The sequence below is a fragment of the Flavobacterium sp. PLA-1-15 genome (genome assembly GCF_049060005.1).
Classification (GTDB): domain Bacteria; phylum Bacteroidota; class Bacteroidia; order Flavobacteriales; family Flavobacteriaceae; genus Flavobacterium.
The window spans coordinates 156,932-170,714 of the sequence record NZ_JBMGQS010000001.1 but is presented as its reverse complement, the minus strand read 5'-3'; the positions used below and the strand labels follow the sequence as shown (position 1 = coordinate 170,714).

The window sequence follows — 13,783 nt, the reverse complement described above, 5'->3', positions numbered from 1 at the left end:
TGCGGTCTATTTCTAACTAATTCTAGTCTTTAGTTTTCAGTAAATACTTGTAAATCCACATCAGTGTAAAGGATGGAATAATATCCGTAAATGGAATCAACTCTTCCAAGAAAGAGAACATCCCTCCTATTTTTCCAGCTCTGCCTTTATACATCCAAACCATCAGAAGTCCGGAAACGGGTGCCCAAATGACATCTGAAAATTCTCCGATTAAAGGAATCGAAAACGACATCATCCCGATGGCATCGAAAAGCAAACCGAGAATCAAATCCCTCGATTTATTGTCGTCCAACGCTTTTATATTTGTTTGATTATTCATAACTGTATTTTTTTTCAAACACTTATGCAAAACTAATGCCAACATTATTTCTTCAGCTTATCCTGAAATTTCGTCCTTACTTTATTGACTTTTGGCGTAATCACATAACTACAATACGATTGGTTTTGGTTTCGGCTGTAATAATTCTGGTGGTAATCTTCGGCTGGATAAAAAGTGGGAGCTTTTGAAACTTTGGTCACGATTGGCTTCCCGAAAGTATCTTCAGCTGTCATCAAAGCAATATAATCTTCGGTGATTTTCTTTTGCGCTTCATTATGATAAAAAACTTCACTGCGGTATTGTGTTCCTACATCGGCACCTTGACGGTTTAGGGTTGTTGGATCGTGTGTAGCAAAATAAATCTCCAATAATTCTCCAAACGAAATTTTCTTTGGGTCGAAAGTTATCTGTGTGGCTTCGGCATGACCGGTATCGCCACGCGAAACTTCTTCATAGGTTGGGTTGGCATTTTTTCCACCAATATATCCCGAAACAACGCTTTTCACACCGTCGAGTTCCAAGAACACGGCTTCTGTACACCAAAAACATCCACCGGCAAGAGTGGCCACTTCTACATCTTTTTGTAATTCCATTTTTAGGGGTTCTTTAACGGGTTTAGGAAATTCTTTTTCCTTTGATTGACACGAAACACTCATCAAAATCAATACAATCCCAATTAGGTTTTTCATATACTTTTTGTTTATCAAATTTAGGTACAAATCAACTACTTCAATTTGGTTTTAACCAAACTTTATTACTGCATATACGAAAGTTTAGTTTTCAAAGATTCTATAATCCTCAAAATCTTCGTTTCTTTGCTAAAACTGTCTGTTTAATGATACAAGCAAAAAACATCCATAAATACTACGACAAGCTTCACGTTCTTAAAGGCGTGGATTTACACATAAAAAAAGGTGAAATTGTTTCCATCGTTGGAGCTTCGGGAGCCGGAAAAACGACGATGTTGCAGATTCTTGGAACGTTGGACCATCCAACTTCTGAAAATGGAACGGAACTGCTCATCAATGGTGAAAACATCTTGAAGATGAACGACAAAGCGTTGTCAAGATTCCGCAATCTAAACCTTGGTTTTATTTTTCAGTTTCATCAGCTTTTACCCGAATTTACTGCCTTGGAAAATGTTTGTATTCCTGCTTTCATTGCCGGAAAAAACAAATCGGAAACCGAAACGGAAGCCAAACGATTGTTGGAATATTTGGGACTCTCGCACAGAATCAATCATAAACCGGGCGAACTTTCGGGCGGAGAACAGCAAAGAGTGGCAGTTGCAAGATCCTTAATCAACAAGCCAGCCATTATTTTTGCCGATGAACCTTCGGGAAATCTGGATACGGTTTCGGCGGAAAATTTACACCAATTGTTTTTTAAACTTAGAGAAGAATTTGGCCAAACCTTTGTTATTGTTACGCATAATGAAGAATTTGCCAATATGGCCGACCGAAAATTAGTAATGGTGGATGGTTTGATCAGCGGTTTATGAATGCAGACGAATTAAAATTTTTCCTTGACGAAAAGGTCGAATTATACAACAATCCCAACTTTATAGAAAGCGATCCGATACAGATTCCGCATCTTTTTTCGGTAAAAGAAGATATAGAAATTGCCGGTTTTCTGAGTGCCACAATTGCTTGGGGAAATAGAAAAATGATCATCAAGAATTCGCACAGAATGATTCAATTGATGGGAAATTCGCCTTATGACTTTGTGATGTCGCATCAGGATTATCAGCTGGAAGAATTGCAAAACTTTGTTCACAGGACATTCAATGGCCAGGATTTTATCAGTTTTATAAAAGGTTTACAGCACATCTACAAAAATCACGGTGGATTGGAAAATGTTTTTCATAAACATCAGCAGGAAAATTCAATGCAGAAAAGCATTCACGAATTCAAGAAGATTTTCTTTGAAATTGACCACCAATACCGCACCCAAAAGCATATTTCGGACCCATTGAACAACTCGGCTGCCAAGCGAATCAATATGTTTCTGCGTTGGATGATTCGTCAAGACAACAAAGGAGTTGACTTGGGAATTTGGAAAAACATATCGCCTTCGGTACTGTCCTGTCCGCTTGATGTGCATTCTGGAAATGTAGCCAGAAAGTTAGGTTTGCTTACGCGAAAGCAAAATGATGCAAAAGCTTTATTAGAATTAGACACAAAACTTCGGGAATTGGATGCAAAAGACCCCGTGAAATATGACTTTGCATTGTTTGGACTTGGTGTTTTTGAAAATTTTTGATATTAATTTTAAAAAAACGAATAAAAGCAAAAAAAAATAATTGTTACTTTGCGGTAAGTTTTAGGCAAACCTACTGAAAACAAGGTTGCAAGCCTAGGCTTTTAACCCCGCTACTCCCAATTCTTTGATGGAAGTTTTTGTTGATATAGTAATTCACATTTTGGTACCACTTGTGGTATTGATTTTTTTAACTTTGGTTGTCATACTTGTTGTCAACCGGATGATTTATGAAGTTTATAAGTTTCGTATAAAATCCGTTAAATCAAAAATAGACAAGTTCCTTACATCATTGGTTTTTTCACCATTTGATGAAGATGAATTTGCAAAAAAAATAAAAAATTTTAAAAAGAAGATTCCTTTTGAAAAAAGCTGGTGCAAGGAAATAATCTTAAGCGAAATCATCAACCTAAAGCAGAATCTAAAAGGAGAAAGCAGCAATCACTTGCATTTTATATACGAGCAGTTTGAACTCTACAGGTTCAGCATCAAATTACTTAATAATCCGCTTTGGTATGTAAAAAGTGCTGGAATTTACCACTTTAAAGCTTTGCAATATAGCAAAGGCGAGCCAGCGGTTAGGCCCTATTTGAAACATAAGAATAAAAATTTATCAACCAATGCCTACATTGCCTTGATTGCTTTGGCATCTGACAAATTGGACTTCCTGATCGATTATCCGGAAACACTTTCGCTTACAAGCGAAATAAAGATCATGGATATCCTGCATTCCAGGAAACCTCCTATGCCTAGCAATTTGAAAGATTGGATACATTCTCCAAATCCATCAATAGTAAAAATGGGTGTGAAATTTATGGTTTACTATAATTTCTCAATCAGTAAAGAAGACATCATACGACTATTAAAATCTGAATCCGAAATGATTCGAAATGAAGTTATTATGGCAACCCGAAATCTCTATATTGAAGATGCGGAAACGATTTTAATCCAACAATTTAAATCGGAAAGCAAGAAAAACAAGATTGAGATACTCACAAGCCTTGGTGCAATTGGAACAGAAGTTGCCGAAAATTTCCTTTCGCAATTATTAATAGATACAACTGATGTGGATGTAAAGCTGGCAACCGTGTACAGCCTGAATGCCATCAACGGCCATTATTTTGAAAGTTCATTTACGGATAGCCCTGAAGTGATGGCTATGGTAAGACATGTAAAAGATCCTTATATATGATACTGAAAGAAATACTACATTACTACGAGATGTTCATCGCTTTTTTTTCTGTATCGTATATTGTCTTTTATATGATACTGGCCTTTTTGTCCTATTATGCAATCAAGAAGCACATGAATGCGAGGTATTTTATTCACGATGAAATCCTTGCTAAATCCAATTATGTCACTGGCGTTTCAGTAGTTGCTCCAGCATTCAACGAAGGTGCAAATGTTGTCTATAACGTAAAATCCTTGCTTTCATTAACGTATCCGAAATTTGAAGTCGTAATTGTAAACGACGGAAGCACCGACGATACTTTGGAAAAATTGATCCGTGAATTTGAAATGGTCAAGGTTGATTTCTTTTATGAAGAAAAAATTGTGACGCAGCCAGTCAGGGGACATTACAAATCAACAAATCCTGTATATTCCAAACTTTTGGTCGTAGATAAGGAAAACGGCAAAAGTAAGGCAGATGCTTCCAATGCAGGAATCAATTCTTCAAAATATCCATTGTTCCTTTGCACCGACGTAGATTGCATCCTAAAAAGTGATACGATCATCAAACTTGCCAAACCGTTCATGGAAAGTAAGAAGCGTGTAATCGCCACTGGTGCAGGTATCAGGATTTCTAATTCCTGCGAAGTAAAGGATGGTTTTTTAGTGAAGGTTCATTTTCCAAGCGGTTGGTATCCTAGATTTCAGGAGCTTGAATATGTCCGTGCATTCCTTTTTGGCAGGATGGCTTGGAGCCAAATCAATGGCTTGCTGCTCGTTTCGGGAGGCTTGGGTATGTTTGACAAGGAAATTGCAATTGCGGCTGGTGGTTATTGGCACAAATCTTTGGGAGAAGATATGGAACTCATCACCCGTATGCGAAAGTACATGTATGACAACAAATTGCCGTTTTCAATAAAATACATTCCTGAATCCTTGTGCTGGACAGAAGTTCCTGCTACAAAAGAAATACTTATAAGACAACGTGTCAGATGGGCACGAGGATTAATACAGACGTTATATTTACACAAGAATTTATTCTTCAACAAGAAATATGGAAAGTTAGGTTTTCTTATATTGCCCTACTTTTTTGCATTTGAGTTTATGGTGCCAATACTCGAACTTCTGGGCGTTATCATTCTAATATTATGCTTCTTGTTCGTAGACGTCAACTATGAATTCTTTTTTTATCTCACGTTCCTTGTCTATATGTTTTACCTGACCATAACGGTAATTTCAATCGTATTGGATGATCTTTTGTACAAGAATTACGCCAACGTCAAGGAAATATTAATTTTACTTGTTATGGCAATTATAGAACCGATTCTTTATCATCCGGTAAATGTATATGCTTCTTTAAAAGGCTATTGGCACTTTTTTAGACAGAAGGAACAGGCTTGGGGAAACATGCAAAGGCAGGGATTTAATACCACCAAAAAAAAATAACTATGAAGAATTTTGCCGTTAGAACATACTTTCTGATTGTTTTTACAATAGGTTTAAATTATTCGGCTGTTGGCCAAAAAGTAGATGTTGACAGCCTTTTGGTCAGCGCTCTGGGTGATGTACGAAACAATCAATATGAAAGTGGATTGAAAAAAGTGCATCAAGGAATAAAGCTTACTCCTGATTATATTGATTTCTATTTATTGGCCGGAAGAATCCATCAATTGACTAGGCAAAATGACAGCGCAAGGTATTATTTCAACTATGTAATTGAGAAAAATTCGGCTTATGAAGATGCCTTTTTATACCTTATAAATCTAAATCTGGAAGAGAAGAAATATGCAGAGGCCGAAACGCTTGTCAACAAGGCAATCGCAATCCATCCTGAAAAAAAATATTTCAAGTTAAAGAAATGGAATGTTCTATTGACTAAAAATGAGGAAAAAGAAGAATACCAGTACCTGAAAACCATTGATGCTGAATTTCCAAATGAAGAGGAATTGAGACAACGCCTTTTTTTCTTGGAATCGAAAATCAATTCTGACAGGGTTGGTGTAAACTACAGCTACACTACATTCGACAGGGACAACTATGGACCTTGGCATTTAGGAAGCGTTCAATACATTCGCGAAAGAAGCTGGGGTTCGTTGATCGGAAGGATCAGCTATGCCGACCGATTTGCTTTTGACGAAAGCATTGCAAACGGTGTCCAATATGAAGCCGAGTCGTATATTTTTACAGGAAAAATGAGTTATTCCTATCTCGGTTTTGCCTACAGTGACGATATTGTTTTTCCAAAAATAAGAGCCGGTTATTCTTATTTTCAAAACTTTAAGAAAGGCTGGGAAGCTGATTTGGGGTTTCGATTCACAAAAGCCGAAGACCGTGAATTTAAAACAGGTGTCATTGGAATTGGAAAATACATTGGTCCGTATTGGATTAACCTAAGAACCTACCTTCAAACCGAGAAAAGTGACTTTTATCCTGCTTTTACATTAACAACTCGCTATTATTTTGACACCCGTTTTGATTATGCAACAATAATTGCCGGTTATGGAACATCGCCTGACGAACGAACAACTTTAGGACAATTTGACCAAAGGGTTGCTTTAGATTCTTACCGAATTGGCGGTGGCTACTATAGACTTTTTGGAGACCATTACATCACAGGAATTCAAGCTACTTACAACAACCAGGAATACACGCCTGGATTGAAACAGAATGAATTGGAACTATCTTTGATGTTCCAATATAAATTCTAAAAATGTACTGCAAGAGTTTCCAATATATTTTTCTGTTTCTTTTAAGCTTCAAAATGATGGCACAGTCTGAAATAATTATTGGTAATAGTGCAAGTAGTATTGTTTGCGCCGAAAATTCCAATAGGGCCGGACAGATTCTAAAATCCTATTTGGACAAGATCATCAATGCTCCCATTGAAATTTTACAGAAAGACGAAAAAAGAAATGCTTCGATCTATTTAGAAATTGATCCAGAACTGAAAACTAAAAATGGTTTTCTGATTGAAAGCAATGAGCAAAACATTTACATAATTGCGCCAAACGAAAAATTATTGCGTTATGGCGTATATACTTTACTGGAATATTGGGGTTTCAGAAAATTTACAGCAACTGTAGAATATGCTCCGGAAATTGCTTTGCTTTCTTTTCCGAAAAAAAGCAGGCAAGTTCACTTGCCTTCTTTTGAATATCGGGCACTTTTTTATCCCGATGCTTTTGATGAAGATTTTCGGGATTGGCATAAATTGGATTGGCACATCAATGATTTTGGCATTTGGGGACATTCGTTCGACAGGCTTTTGCCTCCAAAGGATTATTTTGAAACCCATCCTGATTTTTTTGCCCTGTATGAGGGGAAAAGACGGGCTGAGTCCTTGTGCATGACCAACGACACGGTTATTGATTTAGTTTCCAAAAATATAAATAGCATTATCAAGAAAGCTCCGGACGCGCAATTTTATTCTATCAGTCAGAACGACGATGTAATTTATTGCGAGTGCAACGAATGCAAGAAAACAAACGTTGCTTTTGGTGGTCCTCAAGCTTCTCTATATTATTTTTTGAATAAGATTGCGCAGAAATTCCCTGAGACAAAGTTTACCACTCTGGCCTATCTCCATACTTACAATCCACCCGTTGGTTTTAAGATTGAACCCAATATTTACACAATCTTCTCTCCTATTGCATTGAATCGGGGCCCCCTTTTAAAAGACAATAATGCCTTTTCCAATACACTGGAAGACTGGAGCAAGGCTAATCCTAATTTGTATCTATGGGATTACACGGTCCAGTTTTCCAATTATTTATCGCCTTTTCCAAATATCCATACCTTTTCGGAAAATTATAAACTGTTCAAGGAAAAAAATGTAAAAGGCTTGTTTGTACAAGGCTATGCCGATGTTCCAGGAGATTTTTCGGAACTGCGGCAATATCTTCTGGCCAAATTACTCTGGGACCCGGGTGTAGATATTGAAGAGGTCACCAATGATTTCTTGAGGGGTTTTTATGGAAAGGCGGCACCGTCAATTAAAAAATATATCAATTTACTGGCGGAAAACCAACAGAAATTCAACCAATTTTTGGATATTTATTCAGGCCCAGTTCAAAGCAGGAATACTTTCCTAACGCCCGAAGCAATGGATCAATACGACCAATTGATCGCAGAAGCAGAAAATGCCGTAAAAGATAATCCGCAACTAAGGCTACGGGTTTCAAAACTCCGTCTCGCATTGGAATATGTTTATTTTGAACAATCCAAATTTTATGGGAAAGATACTCATGGAATGTTTGTCGTCAATAAGAAAAGACAAAAAGAAATCCGAAAAGGGCTTACAGAAAGAGTAGAAAGGTTTGTACAGCAATGCAACAGCTTTGGCATTTATGAATTGGGAGAAGAAGGAATCTTGCCAGACAAATATTTAGAAAATTGGATTGAAATTGCAAAAAACACCTCCACACATTTAGGCGAAAATTTAGAAGTCAATCTATTGACCGAGCCAGCAGAAGAATTTAAAGGAAAAGGAAGCTATGGCCTTGTCGATGGAAACCGCGGACATAAAGACTTTAATATCAATTGGATGGGATGGTACGGAAATGATCCTGAAATAGAAATCACAACCAATCATCTGGATTTTAATACAATCCGTATTAGTTTCTTGGAGGATCAGAGGCATTGGGTTTTCTTGCCACAAAAGATTACATTGCTTGGAAGATCAGAAGATCAATGGGAGATTGTAGAAGAGCGCTATTTATCGGAGATAAAAGAAAGATACAACAACAATATCATTAGTTTTAGCTTTCTTAATAAAAGTTTTAGTAAGTTTACGCACGTAAAACTCTTGATTCAAAATCAGGCGGAATTGCCTTCATGGAGAAAGAGAAAATTCAAGAAATCAATGGTTATGATTGATGAAATTGAACTTCAAAAAAAGTAATTGCTACCCCTATGAGCGATCAGAAAAAAATTTTAATAGTAGAAGATGATGATCTGATGATTAAGATTCTTCAGTTTGTCCTAAAAAAAGAAGGCTATCAGCTTACGATTGCCAAAGATGGATTGAATGCAATTGAAAGAATTCCAACCATCGAACCTGATATGGTTTTGACTGATGTCATGCTACCCTACAAATCTGGCTTAGAGGTAATTAATTTTATAAAAGACAAATATCCTACGATGCCCGTGATCGTTTTATCGGCTTTAGGCGAAGAAGAGCGTACAGTTGTGGAGGCATTCAAACTGGGGGCGGATGATTTTGTGGCAAAACCTTTCAATCCTAACGAATTGGTCCTAAGGGTAAAAAGACTTTTAAACAAATAACCATTTTATTTCAAAATCTGCTTTAAACTGTTATAATCGGCGGTTTCCTTTCAAAAAACGTATATTTGCAAAAAATTAAGGCAAATGACTACTTTTGAGCAATTCAATCTTCCGAAATCCGTACAAAAAGCAATTGACGAATTAGGGTTTATTACTCCTACTCCAATTCAGGAAAAATCTTTTTCGGTAATCATGTCCGGTCGCGACATGATGGGAATTGCCCAAACGGGTACTGGTAAAACCTTTGCCTATCTTTTACCCTTACTAAAACTATATAAATTCACCCACACCAATACTCCAAAAATTGTAGTCTTGGTTCCTACTCGTGAACTTGTGGTACAAGTTGTGGAAGAGGTTGAAAAACTGACCAAATATATGTCGGTTAAGACTTTAGGAATCTATGGCGGTGTCAACATCAATACACAGAAAAAAGCCGTTTACGAAGGGATTGACATCTTAGTTGGAACTCCTGGGCGTGTGATGGATTTGGCATTGGATGCTGTTGTTCGATTCGATGAAACCCAAAAATTAGTCATCGATGAATTCGATGAGATGCTGAACCTTGGTTTCCGTCCTCAATTGACTTCCATTTTAGCTATGATGAAAAACAAGCGTCAAAACATCTTGTTTTCGGCCACAATGACTGATGAAGTGGATGCCGTTTTAAACGATTATTTTGATTTTCCAGAAGAAGTAACGTTGGCCGAATCAGGAACTCCTTTGGAAAACATCAAGCAGATTACCTATAACGTTCCGAATTTCAATACCAAAATAAACCTGTTGAAACATCTTTTAAGAACAGATGATTCGATGGAACGCATCTTGGTTTTTGTGAACAATAAAAAGATTTCAGACATGCTTCATGAACGAATTGAAGCCGAATTTGAAGGGCAATTTGGAGTAATCCACTCCAATAAGTCGCAAAATTATCGTCTGAACACGATGGCTACATTCCAAGAAGGAAATCTTCGCGGTATCATCACAACCGATATCATGGCGAGAGGTTTGGATATTTCGAATATCTCACATGTCATTAACTTTGAAATGCCCGAACTTCCTGAATTGTATATGCATAGGATTGGTAGAACGGGTCGTGCTGATGCAACCGGAACGGCTATCAGTTTCTTTACGCCACGCGAAGAAGAATTCAAAATTGAAGTGGAATTGTTGATGAACACCGAATTGGATGTAGAAAACTTCCCTGAAGAAGTTGAAGTTTCTACTCTATTGATAGGTCCTGAAAAAGACAAACAGCCTATAAAGTTCTTAATGAAAAAAGTGAAGCTTGAAGGTGATGGTGCTTTCCACGAAAAGGCTAAAAAGAATAAAAAAGTTAATCTTGGTGGGCCTTCCAAAACCAAGAAGAAAACTTCAGGCTCTGTCAACCGAAACATGTTGAAGACCAGGGATAAAAAAAGAAAAGATAAAAAGTAAACTTTTGGTTTACCTTTTATCTTTTAAACTAACTCAAATTAAATTTTCTTATTTCTTGTACGATTTCAAGAAATCTACTGCATCTTTTGCGTTAGACATTTCCGCATGTTTTAAAGCAGTATTTCCTTTTTCATCCTTTGTTTTAATGTTTGCTCCTTTTTCAAGTAAAACTGTAAGCATTTCTACGCTGTTGTAACGTGCAGCCACCATTAATGGTGTCATTCCATTGTAGGTTGCATTCACATCCGCACCATATTCGATAATTTTCTTTGCAGTTGCAGCATCTCCCTTGCTGATTGCTACACAAAGTGGATTAGACGATGCATAAAAGGTTGGAGTAAAATCTCCTGCAAATGCATTAACAGAAAGCGCAAGTGCCAAACTTAAATAAACGATTGATTTTTTCATGATGATTGATTTTAATGATTATTGATTATTTGATTAAATTACTTGATTGAATTACAATGAGACATTTCCTTCGATTACCTGCATGTCTTCTGTAATGATTTCGTCAATTGTTTTCTGACGTTTTAAATTTTCAATTTCTGAAAATTCAGTTTCGAATGGATTACTTTCGATAACTTTTAAATCTTGAGCAATAACTTCGTCGATTGTTTGGGTATGCTTAAGATTTTCAACATCAGCACTTAATTGTCCTGCCTCTTCTTTTACCTTTTTAAATTTTGATAAAATTACTTCAGAATTGTTTTGATTATTTTCAATTGAAGTTAAATAATGATTAGCTTTTGATTCAGAAGTTGAAGCTAATGTTACGTTAGTAAAAGCTACTAATGCCAACGCGATAAGGGTGATTGATTTCATGATGATTGATTTAAAATGATTGATTGATGATTATACAAGTAAGACGGAGGTCGATAGTATTTGTTACAGCATCAATTGATTAAAAATATATTTTAACATTTTAAAAAAATCCACAAAACAAAAAACCGCCTGATTTAGGCGGTTTTAGAAATAATTTTAAGAAATATAAATTTAAATTTTAACAGATATAAAAAAATTATGATTCTCTTTTATTATAATTTTCAAGAAACTGAACCACATTATTCTGGATTCTTTCGTTGATGTTTGAAATGTCTGCCTTTACAAATTGCTCGCCTAGAATCTTTTCATACAATTCAATGTAACGCTCCGAAACAGTTTCGATGTATTCAGGTGTCATGTCTGGAATTTGTTGTCCTTCTTTGCCTTGAAAGCCATTCGCAATCAACCATTGACGCACAAATTCCTTTGAAAGTTGCTTTTGCTCCTCGCCTCTTTCCTGTCTTTCTTCGTAACCATCTTTGTAGAAATAACGCGAAGAATCTGGTGTGTGGATTTCATCAATCAGGACAATCTTACCGTCTTTTGTTTTTCCGAATTCATATTTGGTATCCACTAAAATCAAACCTCTGTCGGAAGCAATTTCGGTTCCTTTGTTGTATAAAACGCGGGTATAATTTTCCAAAACGATATAATCTTCCTCCGAAACAATTCCCTTTGACAAGATTTCTTCACGTGAAATATCTTCATCATGCTTGCCATTATCTGCCTTTGTGGTTGGCGTTATGATGGGCTCTGGAAATTTATCATTTTCTTTCAAACCTTCAGGCATTGTAACACCACAAAGCGTTCTTCTGCCTGCTTTGTATTCTCTTGCGGCATGTCCCGAAAGATAGCCTCGGATGACCATTTCTACCTTGAAAGGCTCACATAAATGACCAACTGCTACGTTTGGATCTGGAGTCGCGATAAGCCAGTTTGGAACGAGGTTTCCTGTCATTTCCATAAAACGTGTAGCGATTTGGTTCAGGATTTGTCCTTTATAGGGAATTCCTTTTGGCATCACGACATCAAATGCCGAAAGCCTGTCCGTGGCTACCATAACCAATAGTTCGTCGTTGATATTATAGACTTCGCGTACTTTTCCTCTGTAGACCGATTTTTGATTGGGAAAATTAAAATTTGTAGTGGTGATCGTGTTGCTCATTAGGTGTGTTGTTGTGTTGTGTTTAGGAAGCACAAATTTAAAATTATTTCAGAGAGTTTCACCAAGCTGGGGTATTTATTTGCCACAGATTCACAGATTTTAAAAGATTTAATTTTTTTTGGATTTTATCATTTTGAGGAGACATTATATTTTCCTAATAGCCCCGTCCCGAAGCTTCGGGAGTAGTGAAAATCCTTTTTTATCTCGTTTTTTTAACGAGATAAAAAAGATTGAAGCGAAAAGCGGGAAAATGGTTTATTCTCTTCCCAAGCCTTTCGCTCCAAATGTAAAAACTAAAACTATCTTTTATATTTTAATCGTGATTTTCAATCTGTTTGTAAGCATCAATCACCTTTTTTACCAATCGATGGCGAACAATGTCCTTGTCGTCGAGATAAATGATTCCGATGCCTTCTACATCTTTCAGAACCAAAATCGCTTCTTTTAAACCCGAAATTGTTCTTCGAGGCAAATCAACCTGTCCTGGATCGCCGGTGATCATAAACTTGGCGTTTTTACCCATACGCGTCAGGAACATTTTCATTTGGGAATGCGTTGTGTTTTGAGCTTCATCGAGGATTACAAAGGCATTGTCCAAAGTTCTACCACGCATAAACGCCAATGGTGCAATCTGGATGATTCCTTTTAGGATATAATCTTCTAGTTTTTCGTTGGGAAGCATATCGCGCAAGGCGTCGTAAAGCGGTTGCATATACGGATCTAATTTTTCCTTCATATCTCCCGGAAGAAAACCTAGATTTTCACCCGCTTCAACGGCAGGACGTGTTAGAATAATGCGTTTTACTTGTTTTTCTTTCAAGGCTTTCACAGCCATAGCCACACCTGTATAGGTTTTTCCAGTTCCAGCTGGACCAACGGCAAAAACCATATCGTTTTTATTGACGGTATCTACGAGTAGTTGCTGGTTGGGTGTCATCGCCTTGATGATTTTTCCGCCAACACCGTGAACGAGAATCTTGTCGTGGTCGCCCATTCGCTCCACTTGCTGGCTTCCTCCTTCTATTACCCTTTCGATGACGTTATCGTCTATATTATTGTATCTCGAAAAATGCAACATCAAGCGCTGGAAGCGGTTTTCAAATTCGTCGAGCACTTCTTTCTCTCCAAATGCCTTGATTGTTGTCCCTCGGGCAACGATTTTCAATTTTGGATAGTATTTTTTAATTGTTTCAAGATGAGAATCTTGAGCACCCCAAAAATCTTTCGGTGCAATGTCTATAAGTTCGATCGTTCTCTCGTTCAAAAGCAGATTTTTTTAGGGTTAATGTTTGAGTGAGTTTGTTACTACAAATAAAAATTTATATTTCTTT

14 protein-coding genes are annotated in these 13,783 nt (G+C 36.9%); 8 read left to right on the top strand and 6 right to left on the bottom strand.

The window, feature by feature from the left end:
- Positions 1-22: 22 nt before the first annotated feature.
- Positions 23-319, bottom strand: a complete 297-nt coding sequence (locus ACI6PS_RS00755) for a hypothetical protein (RefSeq protein ID WP_421010628.1) — start codon at positions 317-319, stop codon at positions 23-25.
- A gap of 44 nt (positions 320-363) precedes the next feature.
- Complete coding sequence (gene msrA / locus ACI6PS_RS00750; protein WP_421010627.1) at positions 364-1,008, bottom strand: peptide-methionine (S)-S-oxide reductase MsrA; 645 nt, start codon at positions 1,006-1,008, stop codon at positions 364-366.
- Positions 1,009-1,154: 146 nt separating this feature from the next.
- Here msrA and ACI6PS_RS00745 point away from each other — a divergent pair, with 146 nt between their 5' ends.
- The 8 genes from ACI6PS_RS00745 to ACI6PS_RS00710 all read left to right on the top strand — a co-directional run bounded on the left by ACI6PS_RS00745 (position 1,155) and on the right by ACI6PS_RS00710 (position 10,465).
- The gene (locus tag ACI6PS_RS00745; protein WP_421010626.1) at positions 1,155-1,820 is read left to right on the top strand and encodes an ABC transporter ATP-binding protein; all 666 of its coding nucleotides are present in this window, start codon (positions 1,155-1,157) and stop codon (positions 1,818-1,820) included.
- Entirely contained in the window at positions 1,817-2,581 is a 765-nt protein-coding gene (locus ACI6PS_RS00740) for a TIGR02757 family protein (RefSeq protein ID WP_421010625.1), read from the top strand. Before ACI6PS_RS00745 ends, ACI6PS_RS00740 begins: the two co-directional genes overlap by 4 nt.
- 127 nt (positions 2,582-2,708) lie before the next feature.
- Positions 2,709-3,770: a HEAT repeat domain-containing protein gene (locus tag ACI6PS_RS00735; RefSeq protein WP_421010624.1), complete on the top strand. Its 1,062-nt coding sequence runs from the start codon at positions 2,709-2,711 to the stop codon at positions 3,768-3,770.
- Positions 3,767-5,194, top strand: a complete 1,428-nt coding sequence (locus tag ACI6PS_RS00730; protein WP_421010623.1) for a glycosyltransferase family 2 protein — start codon at positions 3,767-3,769, stop codon at positions 5,192-5,194. The genes ACI6PS_RS00735 and ACI6PS_RS00730 overlap by 4 nt, the downstream gene beginning before the upstream one ends.
- Positions 5,195-5,196: 2 nt before the next feature.
- Positions 5,197-6,456, top strand: a complete 1,260-nt coding sequence (locus ACI6PS_RS00725; protein WP_421010622.1) for a YaiO family outer membrane beta-barrel protein — start codon at positions 5,197-5,199, stop codon at positions 6,454-6,456.
- Positions 6,457-6,509: 53 nt separating this feature from the next.
- Positions 6,510-8,648, top strand: coding sequence for a DUF4838 domain-containing protein (locus tag ACI6PS_RS00720; RefSeq protein WP_421010621.1), 2,139 nt, complete (start codon positions 6,510-6,512; stop codon positions 8,646-8,648).
- An 11-nt stretch (positions 8,649-8,659) separates the two neighbouring features.
- Positions 8,660-9,031, top strand: coding sequence for a response regulator transcription factor (locus ACI6PS_RS00715; RefSeq protein WP_421010620.1), 372 nt, complete (start codon positions 8,660-8,662; stop codon positions 9,029-9,031).
- Positions 9,032-9,115: 84 nt separating this feature from the next.
- Positions 9,116-10,465, top strand: coding sequence for a DEAD/DEAH box helicase (locus tag ACI6PS_RS00710; RefSeq protein WP_421010619.1), 1,350 nt, complete (start codon positions 9,116-9,118; stop codon positions 10,463-10,465).
- A gap of 48 nt (positions 10,466-10,513) precedes the next feature.
- On the opposite strand, the gene ACI6PS_RS00705 is transcribed toward ACI6PS_RS00710, so the two are convergent.
- From ACI6PS_RS00705 to ACI6PS_RS00690, 4 genes are all read right to left on the bottom strand, one after another.
- Positions 10,514-10,873, bottom strand: coding sequence for an ankyrin repeat domain-containing protein (locus tag ACI6PS_RS00705; protein WP_421010618.1), 360 nt, complete (start codon positions 10,871-10,873; stop codon positions 10,514-10,516).
- Positions 10,874-10,924: 51 nt separating this feature from the next.
- Positions 10,925-11,287 carry a hypothetical protein gene (locus tag ACI6PS_RS00700; RefSeq protein ID WP_421010617.1) on the bottom strand — a complete coding sequence of 121 codons (363 nt, stop codon included), beginning with the start codon at positions 11,285-11,287 and terminating at the stop codon, positions 10,925-10,927.
- 196 nt (positions 11,288-11,483) lie between these two features.
- Positions 11,484-12,452, bottom strand: a complete 969-nt coding sequence (locus ACI6PS_RS00695) for a phosphoribosylaminoimidazolesuccinocarboxamide synthase (protein WP_421010616.1) — start codon at positions 12,450-12,452, stop codon at positions 11,484-11,486.
- Between the two features lie 313 nt (positions 12,453-12,765).
- Positions 12,766-13,716 carry a PhoH family protein gene (locus ACI6PS_RS00690; RefSeq protein ID WP_421010615.1) on the bottom strand — a complete coding sequence of 317 codons (951 nt, stop codon included), beginning with the start codon at positions 13,714-13,716 and terminating at the stop codon, positions 12,766-12,768.
- Positions 13,717-13,783 lie beyond the last annotated feature (67 nt).